Source organism: Nonomuraea sp. NPDC003804, assembly GCF_040610675.1.
Lineage (GTDB): Bacteria > Actinomycetota > Actinomycetes > Streptosporangiales > Streptosporangiaceae > Nonomuraea.
This window is the reverse complement of sequence record NZ_JBEXMT010000027.1, coordinates 20,509-35,427: the sequence shown is the minus strand read 5'-3', so window position 1 is coordinate 35,427 and position 14,919 is coordinate 20,509. Positions and strand designations below refer to the sequence as shown.

General features: G+C 71.6%; 13 protein-coding genes. 8 read left to right on the top strand and 5 right to left on the bottom strand.

The window, feature by feature from the left end; genetic code table 11:
• Window positions 1–43: 43 nt before the first annotated feature.
• Entirely contained in the window at window positions 44–1,813 is a 1,770-nt protein-coding gene (locus ABZX22_RS31730; RefSeq protein ID WP_354916046.1) for a CocE/NonD family hydrolase, read from the bottom strand.
• A 10-nt stretch (window positions 1,814–1,823) separates the two neighbouring features.
• The gene (locus ABZX22_RS31725; protein ID WP_354916043.1) at window positions 1,824–2,363 is read right to left on the bottom strand and encodes a CGNR zinc finger domain-containing protein; all 540 of its coding nucleotides are present in this window, start codon (window positions 2,361–2,363) and stop codon (window positions 1,824–1,826) included.
• A 76-nt stretch (window positions 2,364–2,439) separates the two neighbouring features.
• On the opposite strand from ABZX22_RS31725, the gene ABZX22_RS31720 reads away from it, so the two are divergent.
• Window positions 2,440–3,306: an alpha/beta hydrolase gene (locus tag ABZX22_RS31720; RefSeq protein ID WP_354916040.1), complete on the top strand. Its 867-nt coding sequence runs from the start codon at window positions 2,440–2,442 to the stop codon at window positions 3,304–3,306.
• Window positions 3,307–3,546: 240 nt separating this feature from the next.
• Window positions 3,547–4,005 carry a hypothetical protein gene (locus ABZX22_RS31715; protein ID WP_354916037.1) on the top strand — a complete coding sequence of 153 codons (459 nt, stop codon included), beginning with the start codon at window positions 3,547–3,549 and terminating at the stop codon, window positions 4,003–4,005.
• A 214-nt stretch (window positions 4,006–4,219) separates the two neighbouring features.
• On the opposite strand, the gene ABZX22_RS31710 is transcribed toward ABZX22_RS31715, so the two are convergent.
• The gene (locus ABZX22_RS31710) at window positions 4,220–5,047 is read right to left on the bottom strand and encodes an alpha/beta hydrolase (RefSeq protein WP_354916034.1); all 828 of its coding nucleotides are present in this window, start codon (window positions 5,045–5,047) and stop codon (window positions 4,220–4,222) included.
• Between the two features lie 86 nt (window positions 5,048–5,133).
• Here ABZX22_RS31710 and ABZX22_RS31705 point away from each other — a divergent pair, with 86 nt between their 5' ends.
• Window positions 5,134–5,766, top strand: coding sequence for a TetR/AcrR family transcriptional regulator (locus tag ABZX22_RS31705; RefSeq protein WP_354916032.1), 633 nt, complete (start codon window positions 5,134–5,136; stop codon window positions 5,764–5,766).
• Between the two features lie 145 nt (window positions 5,767–5,911).
• A complete protein-coding gene (locus tag ABZX22_RS31700; RefSeq protein ID WP_354916029.1) occupies window positions 5,912–6,748 on the top strand; it encodes a class II glutamine amidotransferase in 837 nt (278 codons plus the stop codon).
• A 165-nt stretch (window positions 6,749–6,913) separates the two neighbouring features.
• Here ABZX22_RS31700 and ABZX22_RS31695 read toward each other — a convergent pair whose 3' ends face one another.
• A complete protein-coding gene (locus ABZX22_RS31695; RefSeq protein ID WP_354916337.1) occupies window positions 6,914–7,279 on the bottom strand; it encodes an SDR family NAD(P)-dependent oxidoreductase in 366 nt (121 codons plus the stop codon).
• Window positions 7,280–7,297: 18 nt separating this feature from the next.
• Between ABZX22_RS31695 and ABZX22_RS31690 the strand changes: the two genes are divergently transcribed.
• The 4 genes from ABZX22_RS31690 (at window position 7,298) to ABZX22_RS31675 (ending at window position 12,119) form a co-directional block, all read left to right on the top strand.
• Entirely contained in the window at window positions 7,298–7,720 is a 423-nt protein-coding gene (locus tag ABZX22_RS31690) for a hypothetical protein (RefSeq protein ID WP_354916026.1), read from the top strand.
• A gap of 69 nt (window positions 7,721–7,789) precedes the next feature.
• Window positions 7,790–8,839, top strand: a complete 1,050-nt coding sequence (locus ABZX22_RS31685) for a helix-turn-helix transcriptional regulator (protein ID WP_354916023.1) — start codon at window positions 7,790–7,792, stop codon at window positions 8,837–8,839.
• 88 nt (window positions 8,840–8,927) lie between these two features.
• Entirely contained in the window at window positions 8,928–9,659 is a 732-nt protein-coding gene (locus tag ABZX22_RS31680; protein WP_354916020.1) for a hypothetical protein, read from the top strand.
• Window positions 9,660–9,881: 222 nt separating this feature from the next.
• Window positions 9,882–12,119, top strand: coding sequence for an Orn/Lys/Arg decarboxylase N-terminal domain-containing protein (locus tag ABZX22_RS31675; protein ID WP_354916017.1), 2,238 nt, complete (start codon window positions 9,882–9,884; stop codon window positions 12,117–12,119).
• 116 nt (window positions 12,120–12,235) lie between these two features.
• Here the strand turns inward: ABZX22_RS31675 and ABZX22_RS31670 are convergent, their stop codons facing one another.
• On the bottom strand, window positions 12,236–14,668 hold the full coding sequence (locus tag ABZX22_RS31670) for an NPCBM/NEW2 domain-containing protein (protein WP_354916014.1): 2,433 nt from the start codon (window positions 14,666–14,668) through the stop codon (window positions 12,236–12,238).
• Window positions 14,669–14,919: the final 251 nt, after the last annotated feature.

Genomic DNA, 14,919 nt, shown 5'->3' with positions numbered 1-14,919 from the left:
GCCGCGCCGTTCGTCCGCCCGGGTGGATGCCTCGGAGCGGGGGTCAGCCGACCGTGGGCAGGGTCAGCGTGGTCCTGGCCAGGTCGACGGTGAGCGTGGGCCGCTGGCCGGGTTCGAGGAACTCCCAGTAGTCCGTCCCGCCGATCACCAGGCCGATACGGTGCCCGGCGGGCACGACGTGGTCGAGCGGCGACAGGTCGAAGCTCATCGTGTAGAACCGCTCAGGGTTCAGCGGCATGCCGCGCCGCAACGTGGCGTGGTGGCCGAGGTCCGCCCATCCGGTGGCGACGATCTCGTGGTCGACGGTCGTGGTGGCGGTCTCGGTGTCGAGGTAGCAGGCGCTGTCGGTGGCGCTGCCCTCACCCCAGCACGAGCGCGTCGTGAGGGTGCGGATGCCGCCCGTCCCGGTGATGTCGACGTAGTCCCTGATGGTGGCGGGGCCGTAGTCGACCACCGCGATCCCCACCCTGGCGACCGGCGTGGAGGACTTCATCGTCACCGTGATTCTGCCGGTGCCCGACAGGCGGGTGTCGGCCGCCAGCGGCTCGGACCTGTACAGCAGCCGGTGGTTCGAGGGCCCCTCCTTCACCCATTCGAACCGGCCGATGTCGGGGTCGTCCTGGAAGGTGGCCCGCGCCGACGCCGGGGGAGGGGCGGTCGACAGGCCGTCCTGCCCCGGCCACCACGTACGGGGCCGCGCGCCGGCCGCGGGCCAGGCCTGCTCCTCACGCCACTGGTCGGGGGCGTGCTCGATCGTCACGGCAGGCTCGCGGTCGACGCCGTTGTCGACGCCGCGCAGCCACCTGTCGAACCACCGCTCGACGGTGCGCACGTAGTCGGCCCTGCGCAGGTCGAACGGGTCCACGTGGCCGCCCTGGAACAGCCACGCCTTGCGCGGCACCCGCAGCGCCTGCCACCACAGGGAGAAGTTCGACGCCGCCACGGCGTAGTCGCCGAACCCCTGGGTCACGAAGACGCTGGCCCGCACCCGGTCGGCCTTGCCGGGGTAGTCGCGCTCCTGCCAGTAGCGGTTCCAGTCGCCGTCGCTGCCCTCCAGCCGGTTCAGCTCCTCGGTGAACGGCTTGCACAGCCGCATGGCGCGCTCGTTGTAGAGCCGCGGCGGGCCGTCGTCGGTCCGGACGTAACCGCGCCAGGCGCCGTTGGCGTTGTAGGTGCGGTAGATGTCGGTGTTCCCGGCGATCGACACCACGGTCTTCAGGCCGCGCACCCCGGTCGTGGCGATGCCGTTGGCCAGCCAGCCGTCGTGCGACTTGCCCCAGATGCCGACCGCGCCGGTGGACCAGCCGGCCGCCACCGGCTCGCCGCCGAACGGCTCGGTGTAGGCGCGGGCCCTGCCGTTCAGCCAGTTCACCACCTGGGCGCCCGCGGCCACGTCGTGCCGGCCGCCCCTGTCCATGCAGCCGGTCGACCGGTTGGTGCCCGACATGTCGACCAGCACCACCGCGTAGCCCTTCGGCACGAAGTAGTTGTCGTAGTACAGCGGGAAGCCGGTGGGCTTGCCGTCGGCGTCGTAGGTCTTCTTCTGGGCCTCGTTGCCCCGGCCGCAGCAGGCGTAGTAGGGGCTGATGTCCATCAGGACAGGCACCTTGAGCCCGCTCGCCGCCGGCTCGGCGGGCCGGATGACGTCGGCGGCCAGGCGGTCCCTGTGGCCGTCGCGATCGAGGTCGACGTCGAGCTCCACCCACGCGGTCTCGCGGATCGCGTCGGCGTAGGAATAGGTCTCGGCATGCGCAGGAAAGGCGGGGATCGCCGCCGCGAGCGCCATGCACATCGCGACTAGTAATGATCTCATCCGGCAAGTTTCACACTGATTTGTGGCGCTGGTAGTAGCGCGCCACCCTGGCCCGGTTGCCGCACAGCGCGGCCGAGCACCAGCGCCGCCGGGGGTGGGCGGGCAGGAACAGCATCACGCAGTCGTCGGCCGCGCACTGCCGGATCCTCCCGGCGGCGGGATCGCTCAACAGGTCGGCCGCCGCCTCGGCGAGGATCGCGGCCAGCCGGACACCCGGCGAACCCGTGCGGACGGGGACCGCGGTGAGCGCCTCGCCGTCCCAGCGCAGCTCCCTGACCGCGGGCGCCGCGCGCTGGGCCGTGTTGAGGCCGCGCAGCGCGGCCGGCGCGGGCCGCTCACCCCGCATGAGCGTGTGGACGGCGGTGCCGGCGTGGTCGCGTACGGCGTGCACGGCGGCCAGGTCGGCCGCCGACGGCAGGCCGTCCAGGCCCTGCAGCCGGTCGGCCTCGAGGTCCAGCCAGTGTCTGAGCCCCTCGGGGGTGGCGATCAGGTCGGTGCCGGCCGGGCGGGTATTGATCAGGTCGAGCGCCAGGGGCTCTCCGATGAGCATGGTTCTAATGGTACATCGCCATCCTGGCCCATTAGTGCTATAACTAATGCATCTTCTCGCTACGGAGGCATGTGACATGTTGGTCCCGCGTGTGGTGCACAGGTTCGTCGACGTCGACGGGGTGAAGGTCTTCTACCGGGAGTCGCTCCCCGAGGATCCCGACGCCCCCGTGCTGCTGCTCCTGCACGGCTTCCCGTCGGCGTCCCACCAGTACCGGCGGCTCATCGACGCGCTCGGCGCCCGCTACCGGCTGATCGCCCCCGACTATCCCGGCTTCGGCCACACCACGGCCCCCGACGACTTCACCTACACCTTCGACCGGCTGGCCGACATCACCGAGGGCTTCGTGCGGCGGCTCGGGCTGGAGCGCTTCGTGATGTACGTCTTCGACTTCGGCGCGCCCGTCGGCTTCCGACTCGCCCTGCGCAACCCGTCGTGGATCGCCGGCCTGATCGTGCAGAACGGCAACGCCTACGAGGACGGGCTGTCGGCCGGTGCGCGCGACTTCATCGCGCTGCGCCCGGAGGTGGCGGGGGCGGAGGAGACCGTGCGCGGGCTGCTCACGCTGGAGAGCACGCGCGGCCAGTACGAAGGCGGCACCGGCGACCCCGAGGCGGTCGCCCCCGACGGCTGGACCCTCGACCAGCACTTCCTCGACCTGCCCGGGCGTAAGGAGGCGCAGGTCGCGCTGGCCTTCGACTACCACTCCAACGTCGAGCAGTACGACAGGTGGCAGGCGTGGCTGCGCGAGCACACCCCGCCGGCGCTCATCACCTGGGGGCGCCACGACATGTTCTTCCCCGAGCCCGGCGCCCACGCCTACCTGCGCGACCTGCCCGACGCCGAGCTGCACCTGTTCGACACCGGCCACTTCGCCCTGGAGGAGAAGCTGCCCGAGATCGCCCCGCTCGTCGCCGGGTTCCTCGACAAGGTGTGGCGCTGAGGCACGTCCCGAGGCGCCCCGAGGCACGGTCCGAGGCGCGGCAGGGAGCGGGGCGCGCAGCGTGTACAGCACGTGCAGGACGGCGGCGAGCCGTTCGGACCGCTCGGGCCCGGCCGGCACGCGGAACGGCACGCCGCTGGCGAGCGTGTCGTCGGCGCCGGACGTCGCCGGCTGGAGCGGCGCGCGGCTCGCCCCGTCACCGGCCGGACCGCGCCGGGGAAGCGCCGAGAATGAGCTCTCATGAGAGCCATTGACCATCCCCTGGTCCGAGCACTGCTGTCGCTCGAGCTTCCCTCGGCGGACTTCGTCATCGCGGGCAGCGGGCCGCTCCTCGCCCACGGCATCAAGGACGACATCCGCGACCTCGACGTGGTCGCCCGTGGCCGGGCCTGGGCCAGGGCGTGCGCGTTCGGCGCGCCGGAGCCGTCCCCGTTCGGCGAGCACGTAGAGAAGGTCGCGGTCCTGGACGGAAGGATCGAGATATTCAACGGCTGGTTCGCCGAGGCCGGCTCCGTGGACGAGCTGATCGCCCGGTCCGAGGTCGTCGACGGCCTCAGGTACGAGTCCCTGGCGGACGTACGCCGCTGGAAGCGGCTCCTGGGCCGCCCGAAGGACCGAGCGGATCTGGCGTTGATCGAGCGGCACCTCGGGGGCCGGGCCCCCGCGCGACCACCCCACGCCGGCGATCCCATCCCATGAGGGTCGGCGAACGGGCGTGGGGCCACCGGCTCCGCCGTGCGCTCGCCGCGGCGCCGGCTCTCGCGTCCTGAGACCGGGATCGGCCCGCGTCGGTGGCCCGGCCGTGCGGGCCGATCCCGTCACCCGTGATCGGCCCGCACCGGCATCCCGACCGTGCGGGCCGGCGCCATCGCCCGTGATCGGCCCGCGCCGGTATCAGGGGGTGCGGCCCACGCTAGAGGTCGGCCGCGGCGAGTACGGCACGCAGCCGGGCGGCGAAGCGCTCGGGATCCCCCGCGAACCCGACGTGGTCCCCCGGGAACATCGTCGGCTCGACCCCGAGCGTGTCCGCCAGGGCTCGCGAGGAGCGGTCACAGAGCTGCCCGGCCGAGTCCGTGCCGATCCCCACCACGATCCGCGGCGTCCCCGAGCGCAGGGCGTGCACGTCGGGCACCCATCGGACCGTGGGCCGCAGCATGTGCGCGTGCTGGAAGTCCGCGTCCGCGACGTCCTGCGGGTCGCGATCGCCCCCGACCATGTGCTCGAACACCTCCTCGGGCAGGAAGATGTTCGCCTGCTCCAGGAACTTGCGGAACGCCCCGCGGGCGTCCCCCGCCAGATGCGTCGCGATGATCTCCTCGGTGCCCTTGCGGAGTTCCTCGCGGTCCTCCAGCAACTCGATCAGCGGGGGCTCGTGCGCGATGACGGTGTGGACCTGGTCGGGGTGCGCCTGGGCGAGGGCCAGCGCGCTGACGGCGCCGCCGCTGGAGCCGAGGACGGCGGCGGGACCGGCGCCCAGGTGAGTCAGCAGCCGCGAGAGGTCGTCGGCGCGCATCTCGGGCGTGGAGTCCTGGCCGGGGTCGTCGACGGGGCTGCGGTTGATGCCGCGCGGATCGGTGGTGAGCACCGTGTGGTCGGCGCTCAGCAGGTCGGCCAGGGGTTCGAACGACCTGGCGTCCATCGGGGCGCCGACCAGGACCACGACGGGCCCCTGGCCGCGCACCTCGTAGTGCAGCCGGGCGCCGGGTACGGCGAGGGTGGCGGTGGTGACGGTATCGGGCATGGCGAACCTCCTCGAATCAACTGAACTGTACGGTACAGGAAAGTTTTACTGTACTCAATCGTTCAGCTGTTGGGTAGGATGGCGCCATGGCCAGAGGCACCGCCGCATCCGCTCCCACCGGCAAGCGCGCCGAGCGCAGCAGGCGCGCCATCGTCGCCGCCGCGCGCGAGGTGTTCCTGCGCGACGGCTTCGACGCCAGCGTCGACGTGGTCGCCGCCACCGCCGGCGTGTCCAAGGTGACCGTCTACAACCATTTCGGCTGCAAGGAAGACCTGTTCACCGCGGTGGTCGAGGACGCGCTGGACGAGATCGGCTCGACACTCTCCCAGGTCAAGGCCGACGTGCTTGCCGCGGAGGACGTCCGCGAGGTGCTCACGCGCACCGCGCGCGCCATGGTCGCCGAGGCGATCGAGCCCCCGCGGCCGGAGCTGCGCAACCTCGTCACCGGCGAGCTGCGCCGCTTCCCCGAGATCGGCCGGGCCTGGCAGGAGCGCGGGCCTGGCCGGTTCGCCGGGCTCCTCGGCGAGATCCTGGGCCACCTGACCGAGCGCGGCCGGCTCGCCGTCGGCGACATCGAGGTGGCCACGATCCAGTTCTTCGGGCTGACGGTCTACCCCCACCTGATCTTCAATTCCTTCGGGACCACGCTCACCGCCGACCTCGCCGAACGCCTCATCCGCGAGGGTGTCGACATGTTCCTGCGGCGGTACGCCACCTAGCGACCTCACGTGCGGGCCCACCCGCACGGGGCTCCGGTCACTGACCTGCTCCTTCGCCGGCACCGTCGCGCGCAGGCCACGCCATACCACCCGGCCGAGAGGGTACGGCGGAGGTTGTACGACCTGTTGAGGAAAGGCGTGGCTCATGTGCAGATGGCTCGTTTACTCGGGAACGCCCATGCTGCTGTGCGACGTGCTGTACCGTCCGCAGCCGTCGCTGATCGACCAGAGCCTGCGCTCCCGGATGGGCGTGGAGACGACGAACGGCGACGGGTTCGGCATCGGCTGGTACACCGTCGGCATCGGCACCCCCGCGATCTTCCGGGACACCGGCCCGGCGTGGAACAACCGCAACCTGCGGGAGATCGCCGAGCATGTCCGCTCGCCGCTGTTCTTCGCCCACATCCGCTCGTCGACCGGTACGGCGGTGCAGCAGACCAACTGTCACCCCTTCCGGCACGGACGCTGGTTGTGGATGCACAACGGCGTGGTCACCGGCTTCGACCGACTCCGGCGAGAGCTGTGCATGGCCGTCGACCCCGCGCTGTTCTCCCGCATCGAGGGCACGACGGACTCGGAGGTGATGTTCTACCTGGCGCTGACGTTCGGCCTGGACGACGACCCGCCGGAGGCCGTGGCCCGCATGGCCGGCCTGGTCGAACGGCTCGGCCACGAGCACGGCATCGAGTTCCCGCTGCAGATGACGGTCGCGACGTCGAACGGCGAGCGGGTGTGGGTCTTCCGCTACTCCAGCCGGCGCCAGTCGCGCACGCTGTTCTACAGCTCCAGCGTCGAGTCCGTGCGCTCGCTGCACCCGGATGTCGCGTGGCTGCGCGGGCTGTCCGCCGACACCCGCCTGGTCGTGTCCGAGCCGCTCGGCGACCTGCCGGGAGCCTGGAACGAGCTGCCCGAGAGCAGCTACGGCGTCATCCCGCCCGACGGCGAGCTGCTGGCCGGGTTCACCGTCGGACAGTTGACCTAGCCAGGCATCCGCCCCGCGCCGACGGGCACCAGGGCCCGCCGGCCTCCCCAGGCTGAGCGGGCGCTGTCCGTGCCCCTACCGGCCGGCTCCCCCCTGAGCGTCCACACGGTGTGGGAGTGGCTCGAAACCCAGCCGCTCCCACACCGTCGCCCAGGTCCGGGCTCATTACACCTGCCGAGTCGGATACATGGTGATCCGCGAGAGATTGACATGCGCCGGCTGAGCCGCCGTGAACGCGATCACCTCCGCCACGTCCTGGGCCGACAGCACCTCGATGCTGCCGATCAGCCCGTCGAGCCACTGGTTGACCGCGGGATCGGTGACGTGCCCCTGCAGCTCGGTGGCGACGACCCCCGGCTCGACGGCGGTGACCCGCACCCCACGGCCGCCGAGTTCGGCGCGCAGGGTCGTGGACAGGTGGGTGACGGCGGCCTTGCTCGCGGTGTAGGCGGCGAAGCTGGGGAAAGGCACGTGCGAAGCGATCGAGGAGATGTTGATCAGGTCGGCGGGCCCGGTGGCCGCCGCCCGCAGCAGGGAGGGCGTGAGCGCGTGGACGATGCGCAGCGCGCCGTTAACTGGGCGCGCTTCTGCTTCCTCGACGAGGCGAGCAAGGAGATCTTCGTCGACTGGGAGAAGAAGGCCAGGGAGGTCGTCGCCTACCTGCGGCTGAAGGCGGCCCAGTATCCGGACGACGCCCTGCTGGCAGCGCTGGTGGGCGAGCTGTCGGTGAAGAACGCGCACTTCCGCCGCTGGTGGGCCGATCACAACGTGCTGGAGAAGACGCGCGGGACCAAGCGGCTTCGTCATCCGGTGGTGGGCGAGCTGTCGCTGAGCTTCCAGTCGTTCACGGTGACCGGAGAGTCCGACCAGGTGCTGGTGGCCTATGCGGCCGAGCCCGGCTCGCCCTCGCAGGAGGCGCTGCGGCTGCTGGCGAGCTGGTCCCTGCCCGAACGGCAGGGCGCGCCTGGCTAGAGCCTGCTCAAGCTGTGAGTAGTCAAAACACTACCCTCCGCTTGCGGATGCTTTCCACGCTGTGCTGACGTGAGCGGCGTGACCTCATGCCAGGACCGGGTGGTCCACGAACTGCGCACGCTGATGGATCGGGGCATCGCCGCCGAGGATCTCGGCGCCGCGCTTTCCGCGGCCATCGCGCCGTGGGTACGCCACGACGCGCTGCGCCTGATCGGCACCAGCCCGGCGACCGGGCTCGGGCAGGGCTCGTTCAGCTTCTGGCACCGGTACGAACGCGAACTCGCCACGGCCCTGCTCGCCCACCGTCACACCCACGGCGATCCCTGCCGGCCTTCGTCCCTGGTGCGCCGGCAGGTGCCGGTCGCGGTGGCCGGCGCCGACGAGGGGGCGCGGCGGGCATTCGCGGCCTGCGGCGTCTCCTGTGAGCTGCGGCTGCTCCTGCGTGACAGCCGCGGCGTGTGGGGCCTGCTCGGGCTGGTGCGCGCCTGCGACGACCACCCCTTCACCGGCGACGACCTGCGCAGGGCGGCGCTGCTCGGCCCGGCGCTGGTGACCGCGCTGCGCCGGTACGTCACCGCGGGTCCGCTGGCGCCCACCGCGGCCGCGCTGCCCGCCGGCGTGATCGTCGTCGGCCCCGACCGCACGATCCGTACCGTGACCCCGCAGGCCCAGGCGTGGCTCGAGCGGCTGCGCGGCCCTGTCCGGCACGGCACGCACGCCTGGCTGGCCGACACGTTCGTGACGGCGCTGGCGATCGACGCTGGCGAGCACGTCCGCGGATCGGGCGGCGGCCGGCCGCTCATCTGCGCCCCCGCGGCCCACTACGGCCGCTGGCTCGCCGTCGAGGGCCAAGCCCTGGACGAGGACGGCACGGGCGACGTGGCCGTGGTCATCCAGTCGGCCGCGGGCGCGCTCATGCTGCCCTCGTTCTGCGACTGGTACGCGATCACGCCGCGCGAGCGCGGCGTGCTGGAACTGCTGTGCGGGGGAGCCGCGCCGAAGCAGATCGCGCGGCTGCTCGGCCTGTCCGCGTACACGGTGAACGACCACCTGAAGGCGGTCTTCCGCAAGACCGGCGCGGCCGGCAGGGACGAGCTCATGGCCGCCTTCACCACCTGAACGCCATCCCCAACACTGGGGGGATGTCCGGGCCGCCGCCTCACCCGACCATGAAGGAGTTCGCACCACTCACAGGGGAGGAACACCCGTGAAAAGCATCTCAACCCCCGCCCGCCGCCAGGTCGAGCGCTTCCTGGAGTTCTCCGACCACGTCGGGGGACTGGCCGAGGCCGACGTGCTGGCGCTGCTGCGCGACCAGGGCATCACCACACTGGAGGCACTCGTCAGCAAGGCCGTCAGCGCGCCCCGCTCGGCCCCGCCCGTCAAGATGGACGCCGCCCAGGCGCTGAGCGCGCCAAGGGCGACCTCCACGCAGCCCATCACGCACCCGGCACCCGCCATGGCGGTGGTCGTGGACGGCGTCGAGCACGACCCCCGCGACCTGTCGCGGTTCGACGGCCGTCCGCTGACCTACATCTACGGCCCCGAGCGGCTGTCGGCCCTCACCGACGACAGCGCGCTCAACGGCGCGCTGTGGGCGGCCTCGCAACTGGCCCAGGCAGGGGCCGCGCGGGACCCGCGCCCCGCGACGTGGGGCCAGGTCCAGATGTTCGAGCACGTGGAGTACGCCGGTGACTGGTTCTGGTGTGCGGCCCGAGAAGCGCACAACGACCTGACCAGCGTCCACCACGGGCCCCTGCACCTGCACGACTGGAACGACGTCATCAGCTCCATGGGCGGCACGAACTGCTCGGTCCGCTACTACGAGCACATCAACTTCGGTGGCAGTTCCCTGTTCGTCGCACCGTTCACCGACATCCCCAACCTCGTCCCCAGCGGCTGGAACGACCGCATCTCCTCCGTCTGGAACCTCGGCTGATCCGCACACCACCGCCCTAGGCGGAGGATCGGGCCGGTAAGCGGGCCTGGCCGCGCCGCATGCGCAGGACGGCACCACCACCTGCGCGCGGCCGGTCAGGCCCGCCCCTCGTCCGCCACCCAGCCGTGTTACACAGAGTTGCCAATCGACGGCGTACCGTTACTATTGCGTGGAGGTCTTCCACCCTTCCCCCGATCCCTTCCCCCGATCATGGAGTGCCGCATGGAGCGAACGGTTCTGGCCGCCGTCACCGAACGTCCCGACGCCGATTCGGCACTCGCCGATCAGCTCCGCCGCGTGTGCGCGGCGATGGACGAGCACGGGCTCCAGGTGCGCTGGACCCACCGGGCCGAGGACGCCCTGGCGGTGGTCGGGTCGGACGCGTCACTGACGGCGGTGCTGGCGGCATGGGACGCGCCGGGGGCCGAGGAACTGCTGGGCGCGGTGGCCAAACGGTTCCGCGGCCTGCCCGTCTTCCTGATGACGCAGGAGCAGGAGCTTCCGCTGTGGGTGTACGAGGTCATCCAGGGCTACGTCTTCCTGCTGGAGGACACCCCGCAGTTCATCGCCGGGCGCATCGCCCACGCGGCCGAGCAGTACGCCGAGAAGATCCTTCCGCCGTTCTTCAGCGCGCTGCGGCGCCTTCAGGATCACCATCGCTACTCCTGGCACACACCGGCGCACGCGGGCGGGGTGGCGTTCCTCAAGTCGCCGGTGGGGCGGGCGTTCTTCGACTTCTACGGCGAGCGGCTGCTGCGCACCGACCTGTCCATCTCCGTCACCGAGCTGGGATCGCCGCTCGACCACACCGGCCCGATCGGCGAGGCCGAGCGCAACGCCGCCCGCGTCTTCGCCGCCGACCGCACGTTCTTCGTGGTCAACGGCAACTCCACCGCCAACCGCATCGTCGGTCACCACGCGATCGCCCGTGACGACACGGTCCTGGTGGACCGCAACTGCCACAAGTCGGTCCAGCACGCGCTGGCCATCAGCGGCGCCCGCCCGGTCTACCTCGTACCCGAGCGCAACGGGCTGGGGCTGGCGGGCCCGATCCCGCCCGCCGTACTGCAGGCGGACGCGGTCCGTGACCGGGTGGCCGCCCACCCCCTCGCCGCCGGGGATCCGACGTACGCGGTGATCACGAACTCCACCTACGACGGGGTGTGCTACGACGCGGTGCGGGTCGGCGAGCTGCTGGGCGCCAGCGTGCCGCGGCTGCACTTCGACGAGGCGTGGTTCGCCTACGCCCGGTTCAACCCGCTCTACGCCGGCCGCTACGGCATGGCGATCGACGAGCGTACGCTGCCGGGCGCGGGGCGTCCCACCGTGTTCGCCACCCAGTCGACCCACAAGCTGCTGGCCGCGCTGTCGCAGGCGGCGATGCTGCACGTCCGCCCGGCGGAGCGGGCGCCGGTCGACTACGACGCGTTCAACGAGACCTACCTCATGCACGCCTCCACGTCGCCGCTCTACCCGATGATCGCCTCGCTGGACGTCGCGGCGGCGATGATGGACGGCCCGTCCGGGCCGTTCCTGACCGGGGAGGCGATCGTCGAGGCGGTCCGCTTCCGGCAGGCGATGGTACGGCTGGCCGCCCGCATCCGCGAGGACGGCCTGCGGCCCGACTGGTTCTTCGGCGTCTGGCAGCCCCCCACGGTCACCGACCCGCGCACCGGCCAGGACGTCTCGTTCGCCGACGCCGACCCTGCGCTGCTGTGCGCCGAGCCCCGGTGCTGGACGCTGGACGAGGGGGCCGCGTGGCACGGGTTCGACGGGATGTCCGAGGGCTACTGCCTGCTCGACCCGGTCAAGGTGACGATCACCTGCCCGGGTGCCGACGCCGCCACGGGCACGCTCGACTGGGGCATCCCGGCGCGCGTCGTGGCCGCCTACCTGGAGCGGCGCGGCATCGTGGTGGAGAAGACCGGCGACCACACGTTGCTGGTGCTGTTCTCCATGGGGATCACCAAGGGCAAGTGGGGCACGCTGATCGACGCGCTCACCGACTTCAAGAACGCCTACGACAACGATCTGGACCTGGCGGAGGTGCTGCCGGGCTTCGGGCCGTCCGCGATCTCGCTGCAGAAGTTCTGCACCCTGGTCCATGAGAAGCTGCGCGACTCCGGTGTCGGGAAGCTGCTCGACCAGGTCTTCACCACCCTGCCCGAGGCGGTGTCGACTCCCGCCGACTGCTACCAGGCCATGATCCGGGCCCGCACCGAGCGCGTCTCGCTGGACGGCCTGCCGGGGCGGGTAGCCGCGGCCACGGTGGTGGTCACCCCGCCCGGGATCCCCATGCTGATGCCCGGCGAGGCGACCGGCCCGGCCGACGGTCCGCTGATGACCTATCTACGGGCTCTGGAGGACTTCGATCGGGCCTTCCCCGACCTGGCCACCGACATCCACGGCGCCCACCGTGACGGTGACGGCCGCTACTGGGTGGAGGTCGTCAAGGACTGAGGTCGGCGGTCGTGCGCCGGGTGGCCGGTGGGCGGCCGGACGGCCCCGGGCGGCGGTTCACCCCGGGCCGGATCCGTGGTCCCGGGCGGCGGTCCGCCCGGGGCCGGGAGCCGTGGTCATCCGTGGACGACGACCTTGTCGAGGTCGGGGGCATAGGCGGTGTCGTTGCCGAAGCGGAGCGTGTTGGCGCCGGCGGCGAGCCGTACGGTGACGGTCACGACGGCCGGGACGGACCAGCTGGTGCCGGTCAGCGCCACCTGCGTCGCGGGGCCGCCGTTGACGCTGACGGAGAAGGACCGGGAGCCGTCGACCAGGCCGTGGATCTCCAGCCGGTAGTCGCCCTCGCTCGGCGCGGTGACGCCGGTGAGGGTGACGGCGTTGGCGGCGCCGTTGCCGATGTAGCCGACCTTCGCGCCGCCGGAGCACCCGCCGCACGCGGCCCGCAGGGCAGCGCCCTCGACGGCGCTGGCCGGCGCCTCGGCCTCGTAGTGGTTGTGGGTGGGGCCGGCGCAGGTGAGCTTGGCGTCCGCCCAGTCGGCGTGGTCGTAGTTGATGCCGTCCCCGCCGTCGGTGACCACCAGGCGCAGCAGGGCGGCTCCCGAGATGTCGGCCGTGAGCCGCTGCCCGGGCATCGCGTTGGTCATGACCTCGGTGCTTGCGACCTTCCGCCCGTCCGCCCAGATCTCGAACGCGGCCGTGCCGCGGGTCCCCGCCTCGTCGTCCAGGCCGGCCACGGCCGTCACCTGGGTGCAGGCGCCGCCGATGTAGTACTCGACCGCGCTCGGGGCGTGCACGCCGAGGCCCTTGGCGTACACCGCTCCGCCGACGGTGAGCGGCCCGCCGTCCCCCGAGCCGTCCTCACCGACGCTGCGGTCCCGCTCCACGGGGCCCCAGCCGTTCGTCGAACTGAGCCAGGCGACGTCGCTGAGGTGGGCGCTGCCGGTGGGGGCCGCGGGCGGCACCAGCAGGCCCGTCGTGCCCGTGGTCCGGGCCTGCGGCCGGCCGCCCGGGCCGGTGTAGTCCAGCGTGGCGGTCACCTCGTGGTGACCGGTGGGGGCTGTGGCGGGCGCGGTGACCTTCCAGGTGGTACGGAAGGTCCTGCCGGGAGCGAGGATGCCCTTCGTCGTGGGGGAGGTCGCCTCCACCTTCCACCCTTCGGGCGCGTTCACCCGCACCGAGAGCCGCTCGGCCCGGACGTGCCCGTGGTTGACCGCGGTCGTGGTGAGGGTGAGAGGCTTGCCGGGGTGGGCGAGCACCGGGCCGTCCGGATAGGCGGCCTCGCCCTGCGGGCTCAGCTCGACCGCGGGGGCGTACCGAGCCCATCCGGCGTCCTTGGAGACGCGCAGCATGACCGTGCCGTGCGCGGGGACCGTCGCCGCGAGCACGTCCTCGGTGTGGGCGTCCGTGCGGGCCCACAGGTCGCGCACCCGGTAGGCCGGGCTGCCGTCGGCCAGCCCGATCTCGGTCACCGAGGTGGCGACGCGCTGCGCCCGGTCGCTCTCGTTGAACAGGGCGACCGCCTTGTCCCCGTTGGCCAGCGGCTTGACGACGACCCACCGGCCGCCCTCGGACTTCAGCACGCTTCCCTGGATCCCGAGCGGGTCCTGGTCGACGGCGATGACCTCCTTGTTGAGCAGGATGTCGAACGTCTCGCCGGAGGCCCTGCGCAGGTCGGAGCCGATGAGCAGCGGAGCGGCCATGATCGACCACATGCTGAAGTGGGTGCGGTACTCGGTGTCCGTCATGCCGCCGTTGCCCACTTCGAGCATGTCGGGGTCGTTCCAGGCCCCCGGCTTGGCGTACTGCGCCAGCGCCAGATTGCGCTTCATGATGTCGAGCATCGAGGACCAGCTGTCGCTGATGTCGCCCGTGGTGCGCCACAGGTGGCCGACGCCCTGGGCCCAGAGCCACGGCTGGTTGGAGCCCCACTCGCAGATGCTGAAGACGATCGGCCGCCCGGTGGCCCTGAGCGCGTCGCGCATCGTGGTGTACCGCTCAAGCGCGCTCTGCCCGAGATGGTCGCCGCAGTTGTCGTACTTGAGGTAGTCCACGCCCCAGGAGGCGAACAGGTTCGCGTCCTGCTGCTCGTGGCCGATCCCGCCGGGGAAGCCCTGGACATCGCACGTCCTGGTGCCGGCGCTGGTGTAGATGCCGAACTTCAGGCCCTTGGAGTGGACGTAGTCGGCCACCGCCTTGATGCCGTGGGGGAACCGTACGGGATCGGGCACCAGGTTGCCGTTCTGGTCGCGCTGCGGCAGCGCCCAGCAGTCGTCGAGGTTGACGTACTGGTATCCCGCGTCCTTCAGTCCCTTCGAGACGAACAGGTCCGCGATTCCCTTGACCATCTCCTCGTTGAACTCGGCACGGCAGTGGGTGCTGTTCCAGTTGTTGAAACCCATGGGCGGGGTGAGCGCGAGACCGTCGTCGACCGCCGCCGCGGCTGCGGGAGCGGCCGTTGCCACGGTCGCGGCCAGCCCGGCGCTCACCAGGGCCGTACTCAGCAGGGTCGTCGCGGCGAAGCCGGAGAGAAGTTGTCGAAGCGCACGCACGAACTGCCTCCATGGGGGGTGGATGGCGGGCAGGCTCCACTGGTACGGCCCGGCTGGGGCATGCCGGAGCCTGCCCTCGCGGGGGTGCTGGGGAGAGCCGTGAGGCGGCACGGTGAAAACGGGTGGGAAGTGCTGGGACGGTGGCCCGTCGCGGGCCGGGGATGGGGCGGCCGGGACGAATACGAACAGCCTTGCCCTTGCAATTCACCATGAATCATCAGAATCATGCAATACCGCACTTTATAACGACT

Excerpts from the sequence above, each read along its gene's own strand:
- ABZX22_RS31730 (WP_354916046.1), bottom strand. The coding sequence starts at position 1,813 with ATGAGATCATTACTAGTCGCGATGTGCATGGCGCTCGCGGCGGCGATC.
- ABZX22_RS31725 (WP_354916043.1), bottom strand. The coding sequence starts at position 2,363 with ATGCTCATCGGAGAGCCCCTGGCGCTCGACCTGATCAATACCCGCCCG.
- ABZX22_RS31720 (WP_354916040.1), top strand. The coding sequence starts at position 2,440 with ATGTTGGTCCCGCGTGTGGTGCACAGGTTCGTCGACGTCGACGGGGTG.
- ABZX22_RS31715 (WP_354916037.1), top strand. The coding sequence starts at position 3,547 with ATGAGAGCCATTGACCATCCCCTGGTCCGAGCACTGCTGTCGCTCGAG.
- ABZX22_RS31710 (WP_354916034.1), bottom strand. The coding sequence starts at position 5,047 with ATGCCCGATACCGTCACCACCGCCACCCTCGCCGTACCCGGCGCCCGG.
- ABZX22_RS31705 (WP_354916032.1), top strand. The coding sequence starts at position 5,134 with ATGGCCAGAGGCACCGCCGCATCCGCTCCCACCGGCAAGCGCGCCGAG.
- ABZX22_RS31700 (WP_354916029.1), top strand. The coding sequence starts at position 5,912 with ATGTGCAGATGGCTCGTTTACTCGGGAACGCCCATGCTGCTGTGCGAC.
- ABZX22_RS31675 (WP_354916017.1), top strand. The coding sequence starts at position 9,882 with ATGGAGCGAACGGTTCTGGCCGCCGTCACCGAACGTCCCGACGCCGAT.